The 20,783-nt window shown below is 54.4% G+C and carries 16 protein-coding genes; 4 read left to right on the top strand and 12 right to left on the bottom strand.

The genetic code is table 11. The features are described 5' to 3' along the window. Window positions 1-56: 56 nt before the first annotated feature. From ACLD3P_RS17430 to gltB, 5 genes are all read right to left on the bottom strand, one after another. A complete protein-coding gene (locus ACLD3P_RS17430; protein WP_023137156.1) occupies window positions 57-1,337 on the bottom strand; it encodes a cytosine deaminase in 1,281 nt (426 codons plus the stop codon). Further along, on the bottom strand, window positions 1,324-2,577 hold the full coding sequence (gene codB / locus ACLD3P_RS17425; protein ID WP_001542969.1) for a cytosine permease: 1,254 nt from the start codon (window positions 2,575-2,577) through the stop codon (window positions 1,324-1,326). The genes ACLD3P_RS17430 and codB overlap by 14 nt, the downstream gene beginning before the upstream one ends. Before the next feature lie 115 nt (window positions 2,578-2,692). Then, window positions 2,693-3,796 (bottom strand): YhcG family protein, encoded by a 1,104-nt coding sequence (locus ACLD3P_RS17420; RefSeq protein WP_131046571.1) that lies wholly within the window; start codon window positions 3,794-3,796, stop codon window positions 2,693-2,695. Window positions 3,797-4,003: 207 nt separating this feature from the next. Beyond that, window positions 4,004-5,422: a glutamate synthase subunit GltD gene (gene gltD / locus ACLD3P_RS17415; RefSeq protein ID WP_411006575.1), complete on the bottom strand. Its 1,419-nt coding sequence runs from the start codon at window positions 5,420-5,422 to the stop codon at window positions 4,004-4,006. A 9-nt stretch (window positions 5,423-5,431) separates the two neighbouring features. Next, window positions 5,432-9,892 (bottom strand): glutamate synthase large subunit, encoded by a 4,461-nt coding sequence (gene gltB, locus ACLD3P_RS17410; RefSeq protein WP_131046570.1) that lies wholly within the window; start codon window positions 9,890-9,892, stop codon window positions 5,432-5,434. Window positions 9,893-10,563: 671 nt separating this feature from the next. Here gltB and ACLD3P_RS17405 point away from each other — a divergent pair. From ACLD3P_RS17405 to mtgA, 4 genes are all read left to right on the top strand, one after another. After that, window positions 10,564-11,493: a TIGR01212 family radical SAM protein gene (locus tag ACLD3P_RS17405; protein WP_023219997.1), complete on the top strand. Its 930-nt coding sequence runs from the start codon at window positions 10,564-10,566 to the stop codon at window positions 11,491-11,493. Window positions 11,494-11,586: 93 nt separating this feature from the next. Continuing rightward, entirely contained in the window at window positions 11,587-13,923 is a 2,337-nt protein-coding gene (gene arcB / locus ACLD3P_RS17400; protein ID WP_076935708.1) for an aerobic respiration two-component sensor histidine kinase ArcB, read from the top strand. 226 nt (window positions 13,924-14,149) lie between these two features. Beyond that, window positions 14,150-14,803: an isoprenoid biosynthesis glyoxalase ElbB gene (elbB, locus tag ACLD3P_RS17395; protein WP_000719811.1), complete on the top strand. Its 654-nt coding sequence runs from the start codon at window positions 14,150-14,152 to the stop codon at window positions 14,801-14,803. Then, window positions 14,800-15,528 carry a monofunctional biosynthetic peptidoglycan transglycosylase gene (gene mtgA / locus ACLD3P_RS17390; RefSeq protein ID WP_131046569.1) on the top strand — a complete coding sequence of 243 codons (729 nt, stop codon included), beginning with the start codon at window positions 14,800-14,802 and terminating at the stop codon, window positions 15,526-15,528. The genes elbB and mtgA overlap by 4 nt, the downstream gene beginning before the upstream one ends. Before the next feature lie 74 nt (window positions 15,529-15,602). Here the strand turns inward: mtgA and yrbL are convergent, their stop codons facing one another. The 7 genes from yrbL to lptB form a co-directional block, all read right to left on the bottom strand. Continuing rightward, window positions 15,603-16,235 (bottom strand): PhoP regulatory network protein YrbL, encoded by a 633-nt coding sequence (yrbL, locus tag ACLD3P_RS17385; protein ID WP_076935705.1) that lies wholly within the window; start codon window positions 16,233-16,235, stop codon window positions 15,603-15,605. 248 nt (window positions 16,236-16,483) lie between these two features. Continuing rightward, the gene (gene npr, locus ACLD3P_RS17380) at window positions 16,484-16,756 is read right to left on the bottom strand and encodes a PTS phosphocarrier protein NPr (RefSeq protein WP_000216797.1); all 273 of its coding nucleotides are present in this window, start codon (window positions 16,754-16,756) and stop codon (window positions 16,484-16,486) included. Further along, window positions 16,753-17,607 (bottom strand): RNase adapter RapZ, encoded by an 855-nt coding sequence (gene rapZ / locus ACLD3P_RS17375; RefSeq protein WP_000243749.1) that lies wholly within the window; start codon window positions 17,605-17,607, stop codon window positions 16,753-16,755. The genes npr and rapZ overlap by 4 nt, the downstream gene beginning before the upstream one ends. Before the next feature lie 45 nt (window positions 17,608-17,652). Next, entirely contained in the window at window positions 17,653-18,144 is a 492-nt protein-coding gene (gene ptsN / locus ACLD3P_RS17370) for a PTS IIA-like nitrogen regulatory protein PtsN (protein ID WP_000609332.1), read from the bottom strand. A gap of 117 nt (window positions 18,145-18,261) precedes the next feature. Next, window positions 18,262-18,549 (bottom strand): ribosome hibernation promoting factor, encoded by a 288-nt coding sequence (gene hpf / locus ACLD3P_RS17365; RefSeq protein WP_001176589.1) that lies wholly within the window; start codon window positions 18,547-18,549, stop codon window positions 18,262-18,264. A 22-nt stretch (window positions 18,550-18,571) separates the two neighbouring features. Continuing rightward, window positions 18,572-20,005 (bottom strand): RNA polymerase factor sigma-54, encoded by a 1,434-nt coding sequence (gene rpoN, locus ACLD3P_RS17360; RefSeq protein WP_000809020.1) that lies wholly within the window; start codon window positions 20,003-20,005, stop codon window positions 18,572-18,574. Between the two features lie 47 nt (window positions 20,006-20,052). Further along, on the bottom strand, window positions 20,053-20,778 hold the full coding sequence (gene lptB / locus ACLD3P_RS17355; RefSeq protein WP_000224104.1) for an LPS export ABC transporter ATP-binding protein: 726 nt from the start codon (window positions 20,776-20,778) through the stop codon (window positions 20,053-20,055). Window positions 20,779-20,783: the final 5 nt, after the last annotated feature.

Below are 20,783 nucleotides of genomic sequence, written 5' to 3'. Positions count from 1 at the left end.
ACGCAGCCCCTTACGGGCTGCGTGGTGAATGTGCCGGAGAGCGCGGGTATGACGGGTTAACGCTTAAACGTCACGGCTTCCGGCTGGGGCAGGTGCAGCGTCGTCTGGCTCGGCACCGTCTCGGCAATTACCCGCCCGTGGCGAATCGAGTAACGGGCAGGCGTCTGGCGACGTACCGCATCGAATCCATTCTCAGCGGGTAAGATAACCAGATTCGCGGCATTGCCGACGCTCAGACCGTAGTCCTGTAAATGCAGGGTTTTTGCGCTGTGGGTAGTGATCAGATTTAACCCATCGTTGATTTGCCCATACCCCATCAACTGGCAAACGTGTAACCCCATATGCAGCACCTGCAGCATATTTGCCGTGCCTAATGGATACCACGGATCGAAGACGTCATCATGGCCAAAGCAGACGTTGATCCCCGCTTCCAGCATCTCTTTCACTCGCGTGACGCCACGACGTTTCGGGTAAGTGTCAAACCGCCCTTGCAGATGAATATTCACCAGCGGGTTGGCGACGAAGTTAATCCCCGACATTTTCAACAGGCGGAACAGGCGTGACGCATACGCGCCGTTGTACGAGTGCATAGCCGTGGTGTGGCTGGCGGTCACGCGCGACCCCATGCCATCACGATGCGCCAGCGCCGCGACCGTTTCGACAAAGCGAGACTGCTCGTCATCAATTTCGTCGCAGTGCACATCGATCAAGCGATCGTATTTCTGCGCCAGGGCGAAGGTTTTGTGCAGCGATTCAACGCCATATTCCCGAGTGAACTCAAAGTGCGGAATGGCGCCAATAACGTCAGCGCCCAAACGCACGGCTTCCTCTAACAGCGCTTCACCGTTGGGATAAGACAGAATACCTTCTTGCGGAAAGGCGACAATTTGCAGGTCTACCCACGGCGCAACCTCTTGCTTCACTTCCAGCATGGCTTTCAGCGCGGTGAGCGTAGGATCTGAAACGTCAACGTGAGTACGAACGTACTGGATGCCGTTAGCCATCTGCCATTTCAGGGTCTGCATCGCGCGCGCTTTCACATCTTCATGCGTGAGCATTGCTTTACGTTCTGCCCAGCGCTCAATCCCTTCAAACAGTGTGCCGGACTGGTTCCAGCTCGGTTCACCCGCCGTTTGCGTGGTATCCAGGTGGATATGTGGCTCAACGAACGGTGGAATAGCCAGACCGCCTTCGGCATCAAGCACTTCGCCCTGCGGTAACGATGCGGCTTCCTGAGGCTCAATCCGGCTAAAGCGCCCGTTTTCAATCGTAATCTGCCATAATCCTTCGTGTCCCTGCAGACGCGCCTGAAGAATGGTGATGTTATTGTTCTGCATGGCTGACCTCTGGTGATTTAGCAAGGCTGCGGTTGAAAAGTGGATTCAGCAGGATATAGCTGAAGACGCCGCCGAGTACGGCGTTGACGGGCACAATACCAGGAACATAATGTCCGGCGGCGATGCCCAGCGCGACGGAAAGAATAGCAATCCAGTTAACGGGAATAAAGCGCACGGTGTTGAAGTCGGCATAGCGGCGGCGGTTCAACAGATAGTCGGCAATAATCACTCCGCCAATCGGTGGGATGGCAGATGACAGGAACGTCAGCCAGCCGACAAAATTATTGTAAAGCCACAGCGCGCACACGGTACCGATAATCCCGTTCACCACCGACAGCGTGCGGCTGGAAAGACCGGTAATATTGGCGAAGCCCAGACCCGATGCGTACAGCGCGTTATCGTTGGTGGTCCAGATATTCAGGCCGAGCACCACGATCGCGGGCAGCAGCAGCCCCTGCGCTATCATCACGTCAGAGATATCCGCCTGACCGACGGCGGCAGCGCCTGCCGCGCCAAAGATAAACATCAGCGAGTTGCCGAGGAAAAAAGCGACCATCGCAATCAGTACGGCGCTTTTGGCATGACGCCCGAAGCGGACGAAGTCGGCGGTCAATGTACCGGCGCTGACAAACGAGCCCACCACCAGCGCCAGCGCGCTGGAAAAATCCAGCGGCGTCTGCGGCACTATCGTTTTTAAATGCTCCAGCCCACCCACGCCGCTGACCGCCAGCCAGACGGAGTAGCTGCCCAGAATCACGATCGCGGGTACGGCAATGATAGACAAAATGGTCAACGCCGAGATGCCGAAAAAAATGGTCAGGGTCATCAGTAGACCCGAAACGGCAATCAGAATATTGGCATCAATGCCCGTCGCTTTACTGACCGGAATAGCGAACATCGCTACGCCAACGCCAAACCAGCCTACCTGTGTGCCGCCAAGCAGCAAGGAGGGAAGCCATGAGCCTTTAACGCCAAAGGAGTAACGTGCAAGGAGGTGGGTGGAGAGTCCGGTTTTTGCGCCGATGTAACCAAGAAATGCAGTGTAGATACCGAGGAGGAGATTACCGAAGAGAACTGCGAGGAAGAAATCGTGATAGGTAAGACCGGTGCCGAGTGTCCCTCCGGTCCACATACTGGCGGAAAAAAACGTTAAACCCAACATGACAAACGTCAGTGGAATCACGCCCTTCCGCGCCGCCAGAGGGACGGGGCCCTGGCTATAATTGTTGTCCTGCGACACAACGCCTCCATGAATTTTGCCCAAAAAATCCGCCGCATAATATACAGTTCTCAGAATAAAGCAAACGTTTTCGTGTGATATTTTTTTGATAATCATTCATGGCATTAATGGTTCGCTAGTTTTTCTCCGTTGTCCGTGAACCACCGCGAGTGAGTTGAGTTTCCAGCATGGTTTGCGAACGAATAAGTTCGTCTGTGAGTAATTTTTCGTCGGGCAACTGCACTTTGTACTCGCTCGCCATGATGGTGTTTGGCAGGCCAGTCAGCGCGTAATGCGCTTCCCCCGCGCCTTTCCCTGCGCACAAAACCAGGCCGACTGGCGGGTTTTCTCCGGGCATTGTCCAGTGCTCTTTGGCATAGTTCAGGTACATATTCATCTGCCCGGCATCCGCATAACCGAATTTGCCTACCTTCAGGTCAACGAGCAACAGGCAACGCAAGCGACGATGGAAGAACAGCAGATCGACGCGGAACCAGCTATCGTCTATGCGTAGTCGGCGTTGACGGCCAACAAAAGCAAAATCGTCACCGAGCTCCAGCATAAAGTCCATCAGGTGGCTGAGCAGCGCGTCTTCGAGATCTGATTCGGAATACTCGTCCTTCAGGTTAAGAAATTCCAGAATGAACGGGTCGCGTATGGCTTGCTCCGGCAAAACGTTTGGCTCGGCGGGTGCAGGCTGCTGCAACATGGCGGATTTGTCGTGGGACAGTAGTGTTCGTTCGTAAAATTGAGTGGCGATTTGCCTGTCGAGCTGCCTAACTGACCAGCCGTTACGTAGCGTCTCTTTCTCGTAAAAAGTGCGGGCATTGGGATTTTTTACCGACAAGAGGCGGACATACGCCGACCAGGGGAGTGGGAATGTTTTGGCGAGCGGTATGAGATTTGAAGATTCCGCAGACAGTGTCTGCGGAATTTCAATGTGTTGAAAACAAAGATAAAATGTACGAATTTGCCATAGGTTTCTGGTGGAAAAACCGCGCTTATAGCGCTGACTTAAATCTACCGATAATCGTTCGATAAGCTGGGTGCCATAGGCCGCTCGCGCTTCTCCTCCCTGTTCAAATTCGACAATGCGTCGGCCAATTTCCCAGTAGGTGGCAGTCATAATGGCATTGATGCTGCGCACGGTCTCGGTACGTGCCGTATCGACCAGACGAATAATACCGTCATGAATTTGCTGATATTCATCAGACTGTGGCGCTAAAGTTGGATTCGTCATGTCATCCCTTACGTGATAGTTTCATTGTGAAATTAGAACGCTATCAATACGCTTCAGGCGTAAACGGATCAATCCATGAACGGATTTTACATGGCATTACATCTCGATTTACGAGCGGGTTTCCAGAATCGGCAGGAGAGATATTGAGGAGAGGAATATCGGCTCCCCAGCCATCAGCACAAGGCATCAACCGGGGAGCCGGAAGGGTTACACTTCGAGGTAGTTCATAATCCCGTCAGCCGCCTTACGGCCTTCGGCAATCGCCGTCACCACCAGATCGGAACCGCGCACGATGTCGCCACCGGCGAAGATTTTCGGGTTGCTGGTCTGGAAAGCATTATCGCTGCGTTCCGGCGCGATAATTCGTCCCTGCGAGTCCAGTTCCACGCTGTGTTTCGCCAGCCATTCCATGCTGTGTGGACGAAAACCAAACGCCATCACCACCGCATCAGCCGGAACCACATGCTCGGAACCGGCGACGATCTCCGCCCGCCGACGGCCTTTGGCATCCGGTTCGCCCATTTCAGTGCGCACCATTTTTACGCCGCTCACTTTGCCGTTGGCATTGACTTCAATGCCCAGCGGTTGAACGTTAAACTGAAATTCGACACCTTCCTCGCGCGCGTTCTTCACTTCGCGTCTGGAACCCGGCATGTTCTCTTCATCACGACGATAAGCACAGGTTACGTGCGTTGCGCCCTGACGAATGGAGGTACGTACGCAGTCCATTGCGGTATCGCCGCCGCCCAGCACCACCACGCGTTTGCCTTCCATGCTGACATATGGTTCGTCGCTGGTTTCGCCAAACCCCATGATCTGCTTCGTATTGGCGATCAGGAACGGCAGAGCGTCGAAAACCCCGTCCGCATCTTCATTTTCCAACCCGCCGCGCATCGACTGATAGGTGCCGACGCCAAGGAATACCGCATCGTAATCTTTCAGCAGATCTTCAAGCTGTACATCACGACCCACTTCGGTATTAAGTTTGAACTCAATACCCATGCCGGTGAAGATCTCGCGACGGCGAGTCATCACCTCTTTTTCCAGTTTGAAAGCTGGAATACCGAAGGTCAGCAGGCCGCCGATTTCCGGATGGCGATCAAAGACTACCGCCTTCACGCCGTTGCGGGTCAGCACGTCGGCGCACGCCAGCCCTGCCGGACCTGCGCCGATAATCGCTACCCGTTTGTCCGTCTGGCGCACGCCGGTCGTATCCGGGCGCCAGCCCATCTCAAACGCTTTATCGTTGATATAGCGCTCAATGTTACCGATGGTTACTGCACCGAACTCGTCGTGCAGCGTACAGGAGCCTTCACACAGGCGGTCCTGCGGGCAGACGCGGCCACACACTTCCGGCAGGGTGTTGGTCTGGTGCGATAGCTCAGCCGCCTCAAAAATACGCCCTTCGTTAGCCAGTTTCAGCCAGTTCGGGATGTAGTTATGTACCGGACATTTCCACTCGCAGTAGGGGTTCCCGCAGGACAAACAGCGATCCGCCTGGGCTTTCGCCTGACCTTCAGAAAACGGTTCGTAGATTTCAACAAATTCGATCTTACGGATCTTCAGCGGTTTCTTCGGCGGATCAACGCGCTGCAGGTCGATAAATTGATAAACATTCTGGCTCATTTCAATTCCTTACTGCGCCTGCACGCGCAATTCTGCCGCACTACGACTACGGTGGCCCAACAGGGCTTTGACATCGCTGGACTTGGGCTTAACTAACGCGAATTGGTTTGAGAAGCTTGACCACCTGGACAGGATCTCTTCGCCACGTTGCGAACCAGTATGTTGCACATGTTCGGTGATCAGGCCGCGCAGATGCTCTTCGTGGATAGCCAGCGAATCAACGTCCAGTACTTCTACCAGTTCCGGGTTCACGCGTTTACGGAATTCGCCATCTTCGTCGAGCACATAGGCGAAGCCGCCGGTCATCCCCGCGCCGAAGTTAACGCCGGTTTTACCCAGCACGCAGACGATGCCGCCGGTCATGTATTCACAGCCGTTGTCGCCGATGCCCTCTACTACGGTAATCGCCCCGGAGTTACGCACGCCGAAACGTTCGCCCGCGCGGCCCGCCGCGTACAGACGGCCACCGGTCGCTCCATACAGGCAGGTGTTGCCGATGATGCTGGCTTTATGGCTGAGGAAGGCGGAACCTACCGGTGGTCTGATGGCGATCAAACCGCCTGCCATACCTTTACCGACATAGTCGTTGGCATCGCCAGTCAGATATAACTCCACGCCGCCCGCGTTCCACACGCCAAAGCTCTGGCCTGCGGTACCGCTGAAGTGCGCTTTAATCGGATCGGAAGCCAGCCCCTGATCGCCGTGGGTCTGTGCGATGTAGCCGGAAAGCGACGCGCCGACGGAACGATCGGTGTTGCGGATGTCGAACCAGAAGGTTTTGCTCTGGCGCGCATCGACAAACGGTTTCGCCTGCTGCAACAGTTGCGCATTCAGCACGCCGTTATCAAACGGCGGGTTATTTTCGGTGCAGTACAGCGCTTTACCCGGATGAGGTTCAGCGGTTTCCAGTAGACGAGACAGCGCCAGCTTCTGCTGTTTAGCGGTGAAGCCCTCCAGCTCTTTCAGCAGGTCGGTGCGGCCAATCAAATCCACCAGGCGGGTCACGCCAAGCGAAGCCATCAGCTCGCGCACTTCGCGGGCGATAAATTCAAAGTAGTTGGTTACTTTGAACGGCAGGCCGTGATAGTGGTTCTTACGCAGCTTGTCATCCTGCGTCGCCACGCCGGTTGCGCAGTTGTTCAGATGGCAAATGCGCAGGTATTTACAGCCCAGCGCCACCATCGGGCCGGTGCCGAAGCCGAAACTTTCCGCACCGAGAATCGCCGCTTTAATGATATCGACGCCGGTTTTCAGACCGCCGTCCACCTGCAGACGAATCTTGTGACGCAGGCCGTTGGCGACCAGCGCCTGCTGGGTTTCGACCAGACCCAGTTCCCACGGACAGCCAGCATATTTCACCGAAGACAGCGGGCTTGCGCCGGTACCGCCGTCGTAGCCAGCGATGGTGATGAGGTCTGCATAGGCTTTTGCCACGCCGGTCGCGATGGTGCCAACGCCCGGTTCGGACACCAGCTTCACGGAGATCATCGCCTTCGGGTTGACCTGCTTGAGGTCGAAAATGAGCTGCGCTAAGTCCTCAATAGAGTAGATATCGTGGTGCGGCGGCGGGGAGATCAGCGTCACGCCCGGCACTGAATAACGCAGTTTAGCAATGTACGGGGTAACTTTATCCCCCGGCAACTGACCGCCTTCGCCCGGTTTCGCGCCCTGAGCGACTTTAATCTGAATCACATCGGCATTGACCAGGTACGCTGGCGTCACGCCAAAGCGACCAGAGGCCACCTGTTTGATACGCGACACTTTATTGGTGCCGTAGCGCGCCGGGTCTTCACCGCCTTCGCCGGAGTTGGAGTTGCCGCCGAGGCTGTTCATCGCTTCCGCCAGCGCTTCGTGCGCTTCCGGACTTAATGCGCCGATAGACATGGCTGCGGTATCAAAGCGTTTAAACAGCTCACTGGCGGGCTCAACCTCGTCGATAGTCACCGCCTCGCCGTCTGGATGTATCGCCAGCAGATCGCGCAGCGTTGCCGCCGGACGCTCATTGACCAGTTTGGCGTATTCCTGATAATCGCTGTATTCGCCGCTCTGTACCGCCTGTTGCAGGGTACGCACGACATCCGGGTTATAGGCGTGATATTCGCCGCCGTGGACGTACTTCAGCAGGCCGCCCGGGCTAATGGGTTTGCGCGCCAGCCAGGCGCGTTTGGAGAGATTCAGCAGATCCTGCTGGAAGTCATCAAAGCTCGCGCCGCCGATACGGCTGACCACGCCCTGGAAGCACAGGTTTACCACATCATCGTGCAGCCCGACCGCTTCAAACAGTTTGGAGCAGCGGTAAGAGGCAATGGTCGAAATGCCCATTTTGGACATAATCTTGTACAGCCCCTTGTTGATGCCGTTACGGTAGTTCTGCATCACGGTACGGTAGTTTTTAGAGATGGCCTGGGTATCAATCAGACGCCCCAGCGTTTCGTAGGCCAGGTACGGATAGATGGCCGTTGCGCCAAAGCCGAGCAGTACCGCAAAGTGATGCGGATCGCGGGCGCTTCCGGTTTCTACGATGATGTTAGCGTCGCAGCGCAGGCTTTGTTCTACCAGACGCGTTTGCACCGCGCCCACCGCCATCGGCGCGGGGACCGGCAAGCGATTCTTACCGATATTGCGATCCGAGAGGACCAGCAGCACGGTGCCGTTACGCACCATCTGTTCCGCTTTATCGCACAGCGCCTTAACCGTCGCGTCCAGTGTGGTTTCGGTGACATCAAAGGTAATATCAAGCCAGTCGGCGCGGTAGTGATGCTCGCTCATGGTGGTGAGCTGTTTGAAATCGGAGTACAGCAGAATTGGCGATTTAAAACTCAGGCGATGGGCCTGACCTTCCGCTTCGCAGAAGACGTTCATTTCGCGACCGATGCTGGTGGCGAGCGACATGACGTGCGCTTCACGCAGCGGGTCGATAGGCGGGTTAGTGACCTGCGCGAACTGTTGGCGGAAGTAGTCGTAAATAATACGCGGCTGGCTGGAGAGCACGGCAAAGGGGGTGTCGTCGCCCATTGAGCCGACGGCTTCCTGGCCGTTTTCGCCCAACACGCGGATAACCGAGTCCAGCTCTTCGGCGCTGTAGTTAAACTGTTTCTGATAGCTGGCGAGCAGGTCATCGTCCAGTTCGCGGCTACCGACTTCTTCATCAGGCAGCTCTTCAAACGGCACCAGACGGCGAACATTCTTTTCCATCCACGCTTTATACGGATGGCGGCTTTTCAGATCGTCATCGGTTTCCGCGGAATGCAGAATACGTCCGCCGCGGGTGTCGATCACCATCAGTTCGCCTGGGCCGACGCGGCCTTTCTCGACCACTTCATCCGGCTGATAGTCCCAGATACCGACTTCGGAGGCGCAGGTGATCAGCTTATCTTTGGTAATGACATAGCGTGCCGGGCGCAGGCCGTTACGGTCAAGGTTACAGGCGGCGAAGCGCCCGTCGGACATCACGATGCCTGCCGGCCCGTCCCACGGCTCCATATGCATGGAGTTAAAGTCAAAGAAGGCGCGCAGATCCTGGTCCATATCGGGGTTGTTCTGCCAGGCGGGCGGCACCAACAGTCGCATGGCGCGGATGATGTCCATCCCGCCTGCCAGCAGCAGTTCCAGCATGTTGTCCAGCGAGCTGGAATCCGAACCGGTTTCGTTAACAAACGGCGCAGCGGACTGTAAATCCGGGATCAGCGGCGTCTGGAATTTATAGGTACGAGCGCGCGCCCACTGGCGGTTGCCGGTGATGGTGTTAATCTCGCCGTTATGCGCCAGGTAGCGGAACGGCTGCGCCAGCGGCCAACGCGGCACGGTGTTAGTGGAAAAGCGCTGGTGGAACAGACAGATGGCCGATTCCAGACGCAGATCCGCAAGATCCAGGTAGAAGCGCGGCAGATCCGCCGGCATACACAGACCTTTATAAATGTTGACCAGGTTCGACAGGCTGCATACGTAGAAATCTTTGTCGTCCTGCAGGCGTTTTTCAATGCGTCGGCGGGCGATAAACAGACGGCGCTCCATATCACGCGGACGCCAGCCTGCCGGAGCGTTGACAAAAATCTGCTCAATACGCGGCAGGGAGGAGAGGGCGATTTCACCGAGCACGCCTTCATTGGTTGGCACATCGCGCCAGCCGACAATCGACAGGGTTTCCTGCTGTAATTCTTCTTCGACAATATGGCGTGACGCGGCGGCCAGTTCAGGATCTTTATTCAAAAAGATCATCCCGACGGCGTAGTTTTTGGCTAAGCGCCAGCCGCGCTCTTCGGCCACGATGCGAAAGAAACGGTCAGGTTTTTGTAACAGCAAGCCGCAACCGTCGCCGGTTTTACCGTCGGCAAGGATCGCGCCACGGTGCTGCATCCGGGCCAGCGCGTGTATGGCGGTACGCACTACCTTGTGGCTAGGTTCGCCTTCTATGTGGGCGATCAGGCCGAAACCACAGTTATCCTTCTCAAGGGATTTATCGTACAACATATCAGTGAACCTCCCCAGGCTCTACGGGACGCTCTCCCAACCGACGGCGCGCGGGCACAGCAAGAGCATGGCGACGGGGCTGGCGCATCATACGCTTACCTCGCATTCGCCCTCTTTGTGTCCTTTGCGCATTGGTAAATACGGTTAAGAGGGAATCTCAATTACTGCATAAATATGATGAGCAGACGGCTCATCCAGAAAGCTTCCAGCGGATCCCCAACTTATCGGGAATCCACACCCAGGTCAAATGGCAAACTGATTTATGCAAAAGTGTGCTGTAGCACAGATAACTTTTTGAATCTGTTGAAATTAAAAGGTTTTTTATAGAAGGGCTGCTAATACGGAGCGGCAGAAAGCCTGTGATCTGTCTCACTATAAGAGCCGCTCGCCAGGCATTATCTGACCTTGCTTTTTCAAAGATCTTGGCATTTTATGCTGTTTTAAGCGTGAGAAGTATTGAATGCTACTGTTTTTATCGATGACCCAGCAAACGCTGAAAAAAGAGGGGAATATCAGGAAAAATCATCAGCGGGATTATGAATGAAATATCGCTTATTTTGCTTGATTATGCAATGGATAAAAGCCTTCCGGGACGATTGATCCAGGTCATCGCCAAAGGAGACTAAAAATGGCAGGCTTTGGCCTCTTTTTAAGAGGCGGTCTATCAGATTATGCAGTTACAGAAATTAGTCAATATGTTTGGTGGGGATCTTTTACGTCGGTATGGGCAAAAGGTTCATAAGCTGACGCTTCATGGCGGTTTTAGCTGCCCTAATCGCGACGGCACCATCGGGCGTGGCGGTTGCACCTTCTGTAATGTCGCCTCTTTTGCCGATGAGGCGCAGCAGCATCATTCGATTGCCGAGCAGCTTGCGCATCAGGCGCATCTGGTGAACCGCGCTAAACGCTATCTGGCCTATTTCCAGGCCTACACCAGCACCTTTGCGGAAGTGCAGGTGCTGCGTTCCATGTATCAACAGGCGGTCAGCCAGGCCAGTATCGTCGGGTTATGTGTCGGTACGCGTCCGGATTGCGTCCCGCAGGCAGTAGTAGATTTACTGTGTGAATATAAAGATCAAGGCTACGAGGTGTGGCTGGAACTGGGATTGCAAACCGCGCACGATAAAACCCTGCGCCGAATTAACCGCGGGCATGACTTCGCCTGCTATCAGCGTACCACCCGGATTGCCCGGGAGCGCGGGCTGAAAGTGTGCGCGCATCTGATTGTGGGGCTGCCGGGAGAAGGGCAGGCAGAATGCCTGCAAACCATGGAGCGTGTGGTGGAGACGGGCGTAGACGGTATTAAACTGCATCCGCTACATATTGTGAAAGGCAGTACGATGGCCAAAGCCTGGGAAGCGGGGCGGCTGAACGGCATCGAACTGGAAGACTACACGCTAACGGCAGGTGAGATGATTCGTCATACGCCGCCGGAGATAATTTATCACCGGATTTCAGCCAGCGCTCGCCGTCCGACGCTGCTTGCCCCGCTGTGGTGTGAGAATCGCTGGACGGGGATGGTTGAGCTGGACAAATACCTGAATGAGCATGGCGTGCAGGGCTCTGCGCTGGCCCGTCCCTGGATACCACCTGTAGCGTAGCGTGATGAGGGGCGCTACGCATATTTCGCACAATATTCAACGCGATTCCCATAATTGGGTATTATGTGCGAAGTTGTGGTGAAGGAATCCTCTATGAAGCAAATTCGTATGCTGGCGCAATACTATGTCGACCTGATGATGAAATTGGGTCTGGTGCGCTTTTCCATGCTCCTGGCGTTGGCATTGGTGGTGCTGGCGATTGTCGTGCAGATGGCGGTGACCATGGTGCTGCATGGTCAGGTTGAAAGTATCGACGTTATTCGTTCCATCTTTTTTGGCCTGTTAATTACGCCCTGGGCGGTCTATTTCTTATCCGTTGTTGTTGAACAACTGGAAGAGTCAAGGCAGCGACTGTCGCGTCTGGTGCAAAAGCTGGAGGAGATGCGCGAGCGCGATCTCAAGCTTAACGTACAGTTGAAGGACAATATTGCCCAGCTTAATCAGGAAATTGCCGATCGCGAAAAAGCGGAAGCGGAGCTGCAAGAGACATTTGAACAGCTAAAAGTAGAAATTAAAGAGCGTGAAGAGGCGCAAATCCAGCTAGAACAACAATCCTCTTTTCTGCGCTCCTTTCTGGACGCCTCGCCGGATTTGGTTTTTTATCGTAATGAGGATAAAGAATTTTCCGGCTGTAACCGCGCAATGGAATTGCTAACCGGCAAGAGCGAAAAACAGCTGGTGCATTTGAAGCCGGAAGATGTGTACTCTCCCGAAGCGGCGGAGAAAGTCATTGAAACCGACGAAAAAGTATTCCGCCATAACGTCTCCCTGACCTATGAACAGTGGCTGGATTACCCGGACGGACGAAAGGCCTGCTTTGAAATTCGTAAAGTGCCTTATTACGACCGTGTCGGTAAACGTCATGGCCTGATGGGATTTGGTCGTGATATTACCGAACGTAAGCGTTATCAGGACGCGCTGGAACGCGCCAGCCGCGACAAGACCACGTTTATCTCTACCATCAGTCATGAGCTGCGCACCCCGCTTAACGGCATCGTCGGTTTAAGCCGCATCCTGCTGGATACCGATCTCACCGCCGAACAGGAAAAATACCTTAAAACAATCCATGTCTCCGCCGTGACGTTAGGCAATATTTTCAATGATATCATTGATATGGATAAGATGGAGCGGCGTAAGGTTCAGCTTGATAACCAACCGGTTGATTTCACCAGCTTTATGGCCGATCTGGAAAACCTTTCCGGTTTGCAGGCGCAGCAAAAAGGGCTACGTTTTGTGCTTGAGCCGACGCTGCCGCTGCCGCACAAAGTCATTACCGACGGAACGCGTTTGCGCCAGATTTTATGGAATTTGATCAGCAATGCGGTGAAGTTTACTCAGCAGGGCCAGGTGACTGTGCGGGCGCGGTATGATGAAGGCGACATGCTGCACTTTGAAGTGGAAGATTCCGGGATCGGCATTCCGCAGGATGAGCAGGATAAAATTTTCGCCATGTATTATCAGGTGAAAGACAGTCATGGCGGTAAGCCGGCGACGGGTACCGGTATCGGGCTGGCGGTCTCCCGTCGGCTGGCGAAAAATATGGGCGGCGATATTACCGTTTCCAGTCTGCCGGGCAAAGGATCGATCTTTACGCTAACGGTTCATGCGCCAGCGGTGGCGGAAGAGGTGGAGGACGCCTTTGATGAAGACGATATGCCGCTGCCCGCGCTGCATGTTCTGCTGGTCGAAGATATTGAACTGAACGTGATCGTGGCGCGTTCGGTACTGGAAAAACTGGGTAACAGCGTGGATGTCGCGATGACCGGCAAGGCGGCGCTGGAGATGTTCGCTCCGGGCGAATATGACCTGGTCTTACTGGATATTCAGCTACCGGATATGACGGGTCTGGATATCGCCAGAGAACTAACCCGTCGCCACACGCGGGAAGATTTACCGCCGCTGGTAGCGCTTACGGCTAACGTTCTGAAAGATAAAAAAGAGTATCTGGACGCTGGTATGGACGATGTGCTGAGTAAGCCGCTGTCGGTACCGGCCTTAACCGCGATGATTAAAAAATTCTGGGATGCCACCGATAAAGAGGAGAGTACCGTGACGCCTGAAGAGAGCGATAAAGCGCAAGCGCTGCTGGATATCCCGATGCTGGAACAATACATCGAGTTGGTTGGGCCTAAATTGATCACCGACGGTCTCGCGGTGTTTGAAAAAATGATGCCTGGCTATTTAAGCGTGCTGGAGTCCAATCTGACGGCGCGTGACAAAAAAGGCGTCGTTGAGGAAGGGCATAAGATTAAAGGTGCCGCCGGTTCGGTAGGGCTGCGTCATCTGCAACAGCTTGGCCAGCAAATCCAGTCGCCGGATCTTCCCGCCTGGGAAGATAATGTCGCGGAATGGATTGAAGAGATGAAGCAGGAGTGGCAGCACGATGTCGCGGTGCTGAAAGCCTGGGTGGCAAACGCGGAAAAAAAATGACCCCGGTTTGACCGGGGTGCGCGAATACTGCGCCAACACCAGGGAAATCGTGGCTGCGCCGTGCTTATTATGATGATGTCAAAGGCGCAGTCCTGTTTTCAGGCCGCACGCAGTTAAGATAGCAAATCCTAAATGATTTGTTACATGAATCATTTAAATGTGTGAAGCGTAGCATTTTAATCAAAATTATTAATGGGCTTGAGTCGGTTGCAGGAGGATGTTCACCATGAAAAAAATTGGCGTAGTGCTCAGCGGATGCGGCGTCTATGATGGCGCCGAAATTCATGAGGCCGTTCTGACGCTGTTGGCCATTGCCCGCAGCGGCGCGCAGGCTGTCTGCTTCGCGCCGGATAAACCACAAGCGGATGTTATTAATCACCTGACCGGCGAAGCGATGGCGGAAACGCGTAACGTTCTGATTGAGGCGGCGCGTATTACGCGGGGCGATATTCGTCCCCTGTCCCAGGCTCAGCCAGAGGAGCTGGATGCGCTCATTGTGCCTGGTGGTTTCGGCGCGGCGAAGAACCTGAGTAATTTCGCCAGCCAGGGGAGCGAATGCCGGGTGGATAGCGATGTCGTCGCGCTGGCGAAGGCCATGCACCAGTCCGGCAAGCCGCTGGGCTTCATCTGTATCGCGCCCGCAATGTTGCCGAAAATCTTTGACTTCCCGCTACGTCTGACAATAGGGACGGATATTGATACCGCTGAAGTACTTGAAGAGATGGGCGCCGAACACGTACCTTGCCCGGTTGATGATATCGTTGTGGACGAGGATAACAAGGTCGTGACCACCCCTGCCTATATGCTGGCGCAGGATATCGCCCAGGCGGCAAGCGGCATTGATAAATTAGTGTCGCGCGTGCTGGTTCTGGCGGAATGAGCAAACGACGCATCGCGCCGTTAACGTTTTTGCGCCGTCTACTTTTACGTATCCTTGCTGCGCTCGCCGTCTTTTGGGGCGGCGGCATTGTGCTGTTTAGCGTGGTTCCGGTGCCTTTTTCGGCGGTGATGGCGGAACGGCAGATTAGCGCCTGGCTGAGTGGAGAGTTCGGTTATGTGGCGCATTCTGACTGGGTCAGTATGGCGGATATCTCGCCGTGGATGGGGCTGGCGGTAATTGCGGCGGAAGACCAGAAGTTCCCTGAGCACTGGGGCTTTGATGTTCCGGCGATTGAAAAAGCGCTGGCGCATAATGAGCGGAATGAGAGCCGTATTCGCGGCGCCTCTACGCTTTCGCAGCAAACGGCGAAAAATCTCTTTTTATGGGATGGACGCAGTTGGGTGCGCAAAGGTCTGGAGGCCGGGCTAACGCTGGGCATTGAAACTGTCTGGAGCAAAAAACGCATTCTCACGGTTTATCTGAATATCGCGGAGTTTGGCGATGGTATTTTTGGCGTGGAGGCTGCGGCACAACGGTATTTTCATAAACCTGCCAGTCGCTTGAGTGTGTCTGAAGCCGCGTTGCTGGCGGCGGTATTGCCAAATCCGTTACGCTATAAGGCGAATGCGCCTTCTGGCTATGTGCGTAGCCGGCAGGCGTGGATTATGCGCCAGATGCGCCAACTGGGCGGGGAATCTTTTATGACGCGCAACCAGCTTAATTAATTTTGCCGATTGGCGGCGCGAACGCCTTATCCGGCCTGCGATCTGTGTCGTCCAGGCCTGATAAGCACAGGCCATTAAGCTTCGTGAGAAGTAAGCGCCAGCCGTTTCTTGTCTTTTGGCTGCGCGTCCCTCTCCAGGGCAACGGCCAGCGCAGGCTGGGCGATAAACCGCTGCCACACTCTCTCCAGTTTGCGTTCACAGCACCATGTTGACCAGGTCGCCAGCGGGATAAAGGTACTTTCCCCCAGATTGTCGCAAACCACCGGAACCACTTCTGACTCGCTGATATGCTGGCACAGGATATTTTGCGGCTTCAGCGACATCGTCACAATATGGTTATCCAGCAGGTAACGTTTCAGTTTTTTCAGTAGCCGCCGCAGGACAGCGACATCCTCTTCATAACGGCATTGCGCGGCGAACTCGGTCAGGGTCATAGAGGGCGCGCCGTTGAAATCGGTAATCATGTCGTAGACATAGCCGGTGCCGCAATCGGTTTCTACCGTACCGTAATAACGGGGGATAGCGCTCCAGTCTGTCAGGTAACGGGACAGATGCGCATAGTAGCTCAGTTCACGCCGAATCTCTTTATCACCGCCGTGGTCACGGTTGTAAATGACTTTTATGCAACGCCGGGCATTATCCGGATGCGTATAGCATTTACGATGTCGACCGGTGCCCAGCGGAGTCTGTTTGGATAAGAAGATCATGGCAAGTCCTGGAAAAATTTATTCACATAAATTTAGTATGGACAAAGAACTTAAATAAAACCTAAACGAAATTTTTTAAGGTTTTCTTAATGTTTTTATGCCTAGGTAAAGCGCACGAAATGTACAAATCTTACGAAAGGGTGGGGCTGCGGGACAAGTGGCAGGCAGGTGTAACACGCCCGGTTTTGGGGTGACTGTCATCAAATACCGGGACGGCGTTGGGGGAAATAGGGTATAGAGGGGGAGGTTTAGTCTTCGTCAAAGCCGGAATTGAACAGCGCGATAACCGCCGCCAGCGCTTCAACTTCTTGCGGGCCGGTGGCTTCAATTTCGATCTGACGCCCCTTGGCGGAGTCGAGCATTAACAGAGCGATGACGCTATTTGCTTCCGCTTCGGTGCCTTCGTCATTGCGTAATAGCACCTCGGCGTCAAAACCCTGCATCAGTTCGAAAAGCTTCATGGCAGGCCGGGCATGCATGCCCAGCTTATTGGTGACTTCAACAGTTTGCTTTACGGTCATGTTTTGCGTTTTTCCAGCGTGCGATGGCGAGACTGGACATTTTTACCGCGCGAGCGGAAGTAGTCTGCCAGCTGTTCTGCAATATACACCGAACGGTGTTTCCCGCCGGTACAACCGATAGCGACGGTAAGGTAGCTGCGGTTGTTAGTCTCCAGCATCGGTAACCATAGCTCAAGATAGCTGCGAGTCTGATAGATAAAATTGTGAACTTCTGTGTGTCGGTCAAGAAACGCGGCTACCGGCTTATCAAGCCCGGTCATGGGGCGCAGTTTGGGGTCCCAGTGCGGGTTGGGCAGAAAGCGGACATCAAACACATAGTCCGCATCAATCGGGATACCATGTTTAAAGCCGAAGGACTCAAATACCATCGTCAGTTCGCGCTCGCGTTTGCCCAACAGCCGGGTACGCAGCATCTCCGCCAGCTCATGGACGGACATTTCTGAAGTGTCGACGATCAGATCCGCACGTGAGCGTAACGGCTCCAGCAAGTCACTCTCTTTATCGATCGCACTCTCTAAAGAAAGATTTTTGCTGGAAAGCGGATGCAAACGGCGCGTGTCGCTGTAGCGGCGAATTAAGGTATTGCGGTCGGCATCAAGAAACAGCAATTGCGGCGAGAAAGCGCCAGGCAGATTATTCATCGCCTGTTCAAAAATCTCAGGTGATTCAGGCATATTGCGCACATCAATGCTGACGGCGGCGGAAATCTGGCGATCGGCCAGCGTTCGCGCCAGATCGGGCAACAGCACGACGGGGAGGTTATCCACGCAGTAAAATCCCATATCTTCCAGCGCGCGCAGAGCGACAGATTTACCTGATCCGGAACGCCCGCTGACGATCATCAGTACCATGTACCGTTTCTCCTCACAACGACAGAAAGAAATGCCATTGAGTTGTTATGCCTCATTCTGCTCACCTTCGGTGTCAGTAATGATTTGATACAGCTCTTCATCATTCAGCGCCGCGCGCAGGCGGCGGCAGATCGTTTTATCCGCCAGACGTTTCGCTACCAGCGACAGCGTGTGCAGATGCGTTTTAGTTTGATCGGCGGGCACCAGCAGGGCGAAGAGGAGATCGACCGGCTGGTTATCGATGGCGTCGAACGCGATCGGCGTTTCGAGCTGAACGAACACGCCGACGGCGCGTAAGGTATCTTCTTCCAGTTTTCCGTGCGGGATGGCGATACCATTACCAATACCGGTACTGCCCATTTTTTCGCGTGTCAGAATGGCTTCAAACACGACCTGAGGAGGTAAACTGAGCTGTTTTGCCGCCAGTTCGCTGATGATTTCCAGCGCGCGTTTCTTACTCTGACAATGAACGCCGCTACGCGTACACTCCTGGTTAAGTACACTGCTCAGTTGTAGAGTCGTATCGTTATTTATCATAATTTCACCTAAGAACCTGTCCTGTCAGGTTGATGGCCAGGTTCGGAGCGCTAACTGTACAAATGGCCCGTTGTGTCACACAACAGGCCGTCCTGCACTGGCTAACTGCCCGGACAATTAGTGTTGTTTCAGTTTATCTTTATGCCTGGTTAACTGCCTTGCCAGTTTATCAATCAAGCCGTCAATGGCGGCATACATATCCTGGCCTTCCGCGCTGGCGTGAATTTCGCCGCCGTTAACGTGTAGCGTCGCATCCGAGATATGCGTGACCTTCTCCACTTTCAACACCACGTATACCTGATTAATCCGCTCAAAATACTGTTCAAGTTTGGCGAATTTTGTCGTCACAAATTCACGCAGGGCTTCAGTAATTTCGACATTATGTCCGGTGATATTGAGCTGCATAGTGTCTTCCTTATCGGTTGGGTCAAACCAGCTGTTTGCGTTGGTTTGACGGCGGAATGGATAAAGACTCTCGGTACTTCGCAACAGTGCGGCGCGCCACCATGATACCCTGTTCTGACAGCAGAGAGGTTAACTTGCTGTCGCTCAGCGGTTTCGCGGGGTTTTCCGCCGCAATTAACTTCTTCACCAGCGCGCGAATCGCGGTGGAAGAGGCTTCGCCTCCGCCTTCGGTATTGACGTGGCTGGAAAAGAAATATTTGAGTTCAAAAATACCGCGCGGGCTGTGCAAATACTTCTGCGTGGTCACGCGGGATATAGTGGATTCGTGCATCTCGACGGCCTGGGCGATATCCGCCAGTACCATCGGTTTCATATATTCTTCGCCCTGTTCAAAAAAGGCTTGCTGTTGCTCGACGATGCAGCGACTGACGCGCAGCAGCGTGTCGTTGCGGCTTTCAAGGCTTTTTATCAGCCATTTCGCATCCTGTAAATTACTGCGGATGAACTGGCTGTCGGCATCGTTGCGCGCGCTATTGCACATGGCGGCATAGTGCTGGTTAATCTGTAAACGGGGAATACTGTCGCTATTAAGCTCCACCGTCCAGCGACCGTTATGCTTGCGTACCAGCACATCCGGGATAACGTACTCCGGCTCGCCGGTCTGGATCGATTGACCGGGTCTGGGATCGAGCGACTGAATCAGGTTTACCGCCTCTTTCAGCACCTCTTCTTTCAGTCGGGTAACGCGCATCAACGTGCGGAAATCGTGGTTGGCCAGCAGATCAAGGTGATCGCAGATAATAAGCCGCGCCTCTTCCAGCCACGGCGTGGATTTGTCGAATTGTGAAAGCTGGATCAGCAGACAGTCGCGAAGATCTTTTGCCGCGACGCCTACCGGATCAAAACGCTGAATACGCTTCAGGACGGCTTCGACCTCATCGAGATCCACCTCTACATCGCCCATGCTTTCGCGAATTTCATCCAGGGATACGGTGAGATAGCCGGTATCATCTACCGCGTCGACAATGGATGTCGCAATAGCGCGATCGGTGTCCGAGAAGGGCGTTAGCTCAACCTGCCACATCAGATAATCCTGCAACGACTGCGTCGTTTCACCCTGATAGACGGGCAGCTCATCGTCGATATAATCGCCGCTGGGGCCGGATGGCGTCCCGGCGGTGTAAATTTCATCCCAACTGGCGTCAAGCGGCAGCTCTTCCGGCATCTCTTTTTGTTCGAGCGCGTCGGCGGTATCGAGAGGATCGTTATCCTGAGGTTGCTGAGTGTCGATTTCGTCATGAAGATCGGTTTGCTCAAGCAGCGGGTTATTTTCCAGCGCTTGCTGGAGTTCCTGCTGAAGTTCCAGCGTAGACAACTGCAACAGACGGATGGCCTGTTGTAGCTGAGGCGTCATCGCCAGTTGTTGGCTAAGCCTGAGTTGCAAACCTTGCTTCATATTCAGAGTCGTTTTCTCCCGCTAGAGCAGCATAGCCCTCTACCCTATCAGAGTCTGAAGTCTTCCCCAAGATATACACGCTTAACGTGTTCGTCTTGCAGGATTTCTGTCGGCGTACCGTGGGCAATAAGGTGGCCCTGGCTCACGATATAGGCACGTTCACACACTGCCAGCGTCTCACGGACGTTATGGTCGGTGATCAGCACGCCGAGCCCGCTATCGCGCAGATGCTCGATAATGCGTTTGATGTCGATAACGGAAATCGGGTCAACGCCGGCAAAGGGTTCATCCAGCAGGATAAATTTGGGATTAGCGGCCAACGCGCGGGCAATTTCTACACGACGGCGTTCACCACCGGACAGCGCCTGTCCCATGCTGTCGCGCAGATGCTCGATATGAAACTCTTCCATCAGCTCATTGGCGCGGTCTTCTCGCTGTTCTGCGGTCAAATCGTCACGAATTTGCAGTACCGCCATCAGGTTATCAAATACGCTGAGACGGCGGAAAATAGAGGCTTCCTGCGGCAAATAGCCGATACCGCGGCGCGCGCGCGCGTGCAGCGGCAGCAGACTGATATCTTCATCATCGATGATGATATTGCCCGCGTCACGCGGCACGATACCGACGACCATATAAAAGGTGGTGGTTTTACCCGCGCCGTTTGGACCGAGCAGCCCGACAATCTCCCCGGAGTTAACGGTCAGACTGACATCTTCCACTACGCGACGGCCTTTATAGGCCTTCGCCAGATTCTTTGCAGTTAATGTTGCCATAACGA

This window comes from Salmonella sp. 741265073_HBA, from assembly GCF_046569105.1.
Taxonomy (GTDB): domain Bacteria; phylum Pseudomonadota; class Gammaproteobacteria; order Enterobacterales; family Enterobacteriaceae; genus Salmonella; species Salmonella enterica.
The sequence above is the reverse complement of the archived record's forward strand: the minus strand, read 5'-3'. Positions and strand labels throughout refer to the sequence as shown.

Coding starts and splice junctions, on each gene's coding strand:
- ACLD3P_RS17430 (WP_023137156.1), bottom strand. CDS start 1,337: ATGCAGAACAATAACATCACCATTCTTCAGGCGCGTCTGCAGGGACAC.
- ACLD3P_RS17420 (WP_131046571.1), bottom strand. CDS start 3,796: ATGACGAATCCAACTTTAGCGCCACAGTCTGATGAATATCAGCAAATT.
- gltD (WP_411006575.1), bottom strand. CDS start 5,422: ATGAGCCAGAATGTTTATCAATTTATCGACCTGCAGCGCGTTGATCCG.
- gltB (WP_131046570.1), bottom strand. CDS start 9,892: ATGTTGTACGATAAATCCCTTGAGAAGGATAACTGTGGTTTCGGCCTG.
- ACLD3P_RS17405 (WP_023219997.1), top strand. CDS start 10,564: ATGCAGTTACAGAAATTAGTCAATATGTTTGGTGGGGATCTTTTACGT.
- arcB (WP_076935708.1), top strand. CDS start 11,587: ATGAAGCAAATTCGTATGCTGGCGCAATACTATGTCGACCTGATGATG.
- elbB (WP_000719811.1), top strand. CDS start 14,150: ATGAAAAAAATTGGCGTAGTGCTCAGCGGATGCGGCGTCTATGATGGC.
- mtgA (WP_131046569.1), top strand. CDS start 14,800: ATGAGCAAACGACGCATCGCGCCGTTAACGTTTTTGCGCCGTCTACTT.
- yrbL (WP_076935705.1), bottom strand. CDS start 16,235: ATGATCTTCTTATCCAAACAGACTCCGCTGGGCACCGGTCGACATCGT.
- npr (WP_000216797.1), bottom strand. CDS start 16,756: ATGACCGTAAAGCAAACTGTTGAAGTCACCAATAAGCTGGGCATGCAT.
- rapZ (WP_000243749.1), bottom strand. CDS start 17,607: ATGGTACTGATGATCGTCAGCGGGCGTTCCGGATCAGGTAAATCTGTC.
- ptsN (WP_000609332.1), bottom strand. CDS start 18,144: ATGATAAATAACGATACGACTCTACAACTGAGCAGTGTACTTAACCAG.
- hpf (WP_001176589.1), bottom strand. CDS start 18,549: ATGCAGCTCAATATCACCGGACATAATGTCGAAATTACTGAAGCCCTG.
- rpoN (WP_000809020.1), bottom strand. CDS start 20,005: ATGAAGCAAGGTTTGCAACTCAGGCTTAGCCAACAACTGGCGATGACG.
- lptB (WP_000224104.1), bottom strand. CDS start 20,778: ATGGCAACATTAACTGCAAAGAATCTGGCGAAGGCCTATAAAGGCCGT.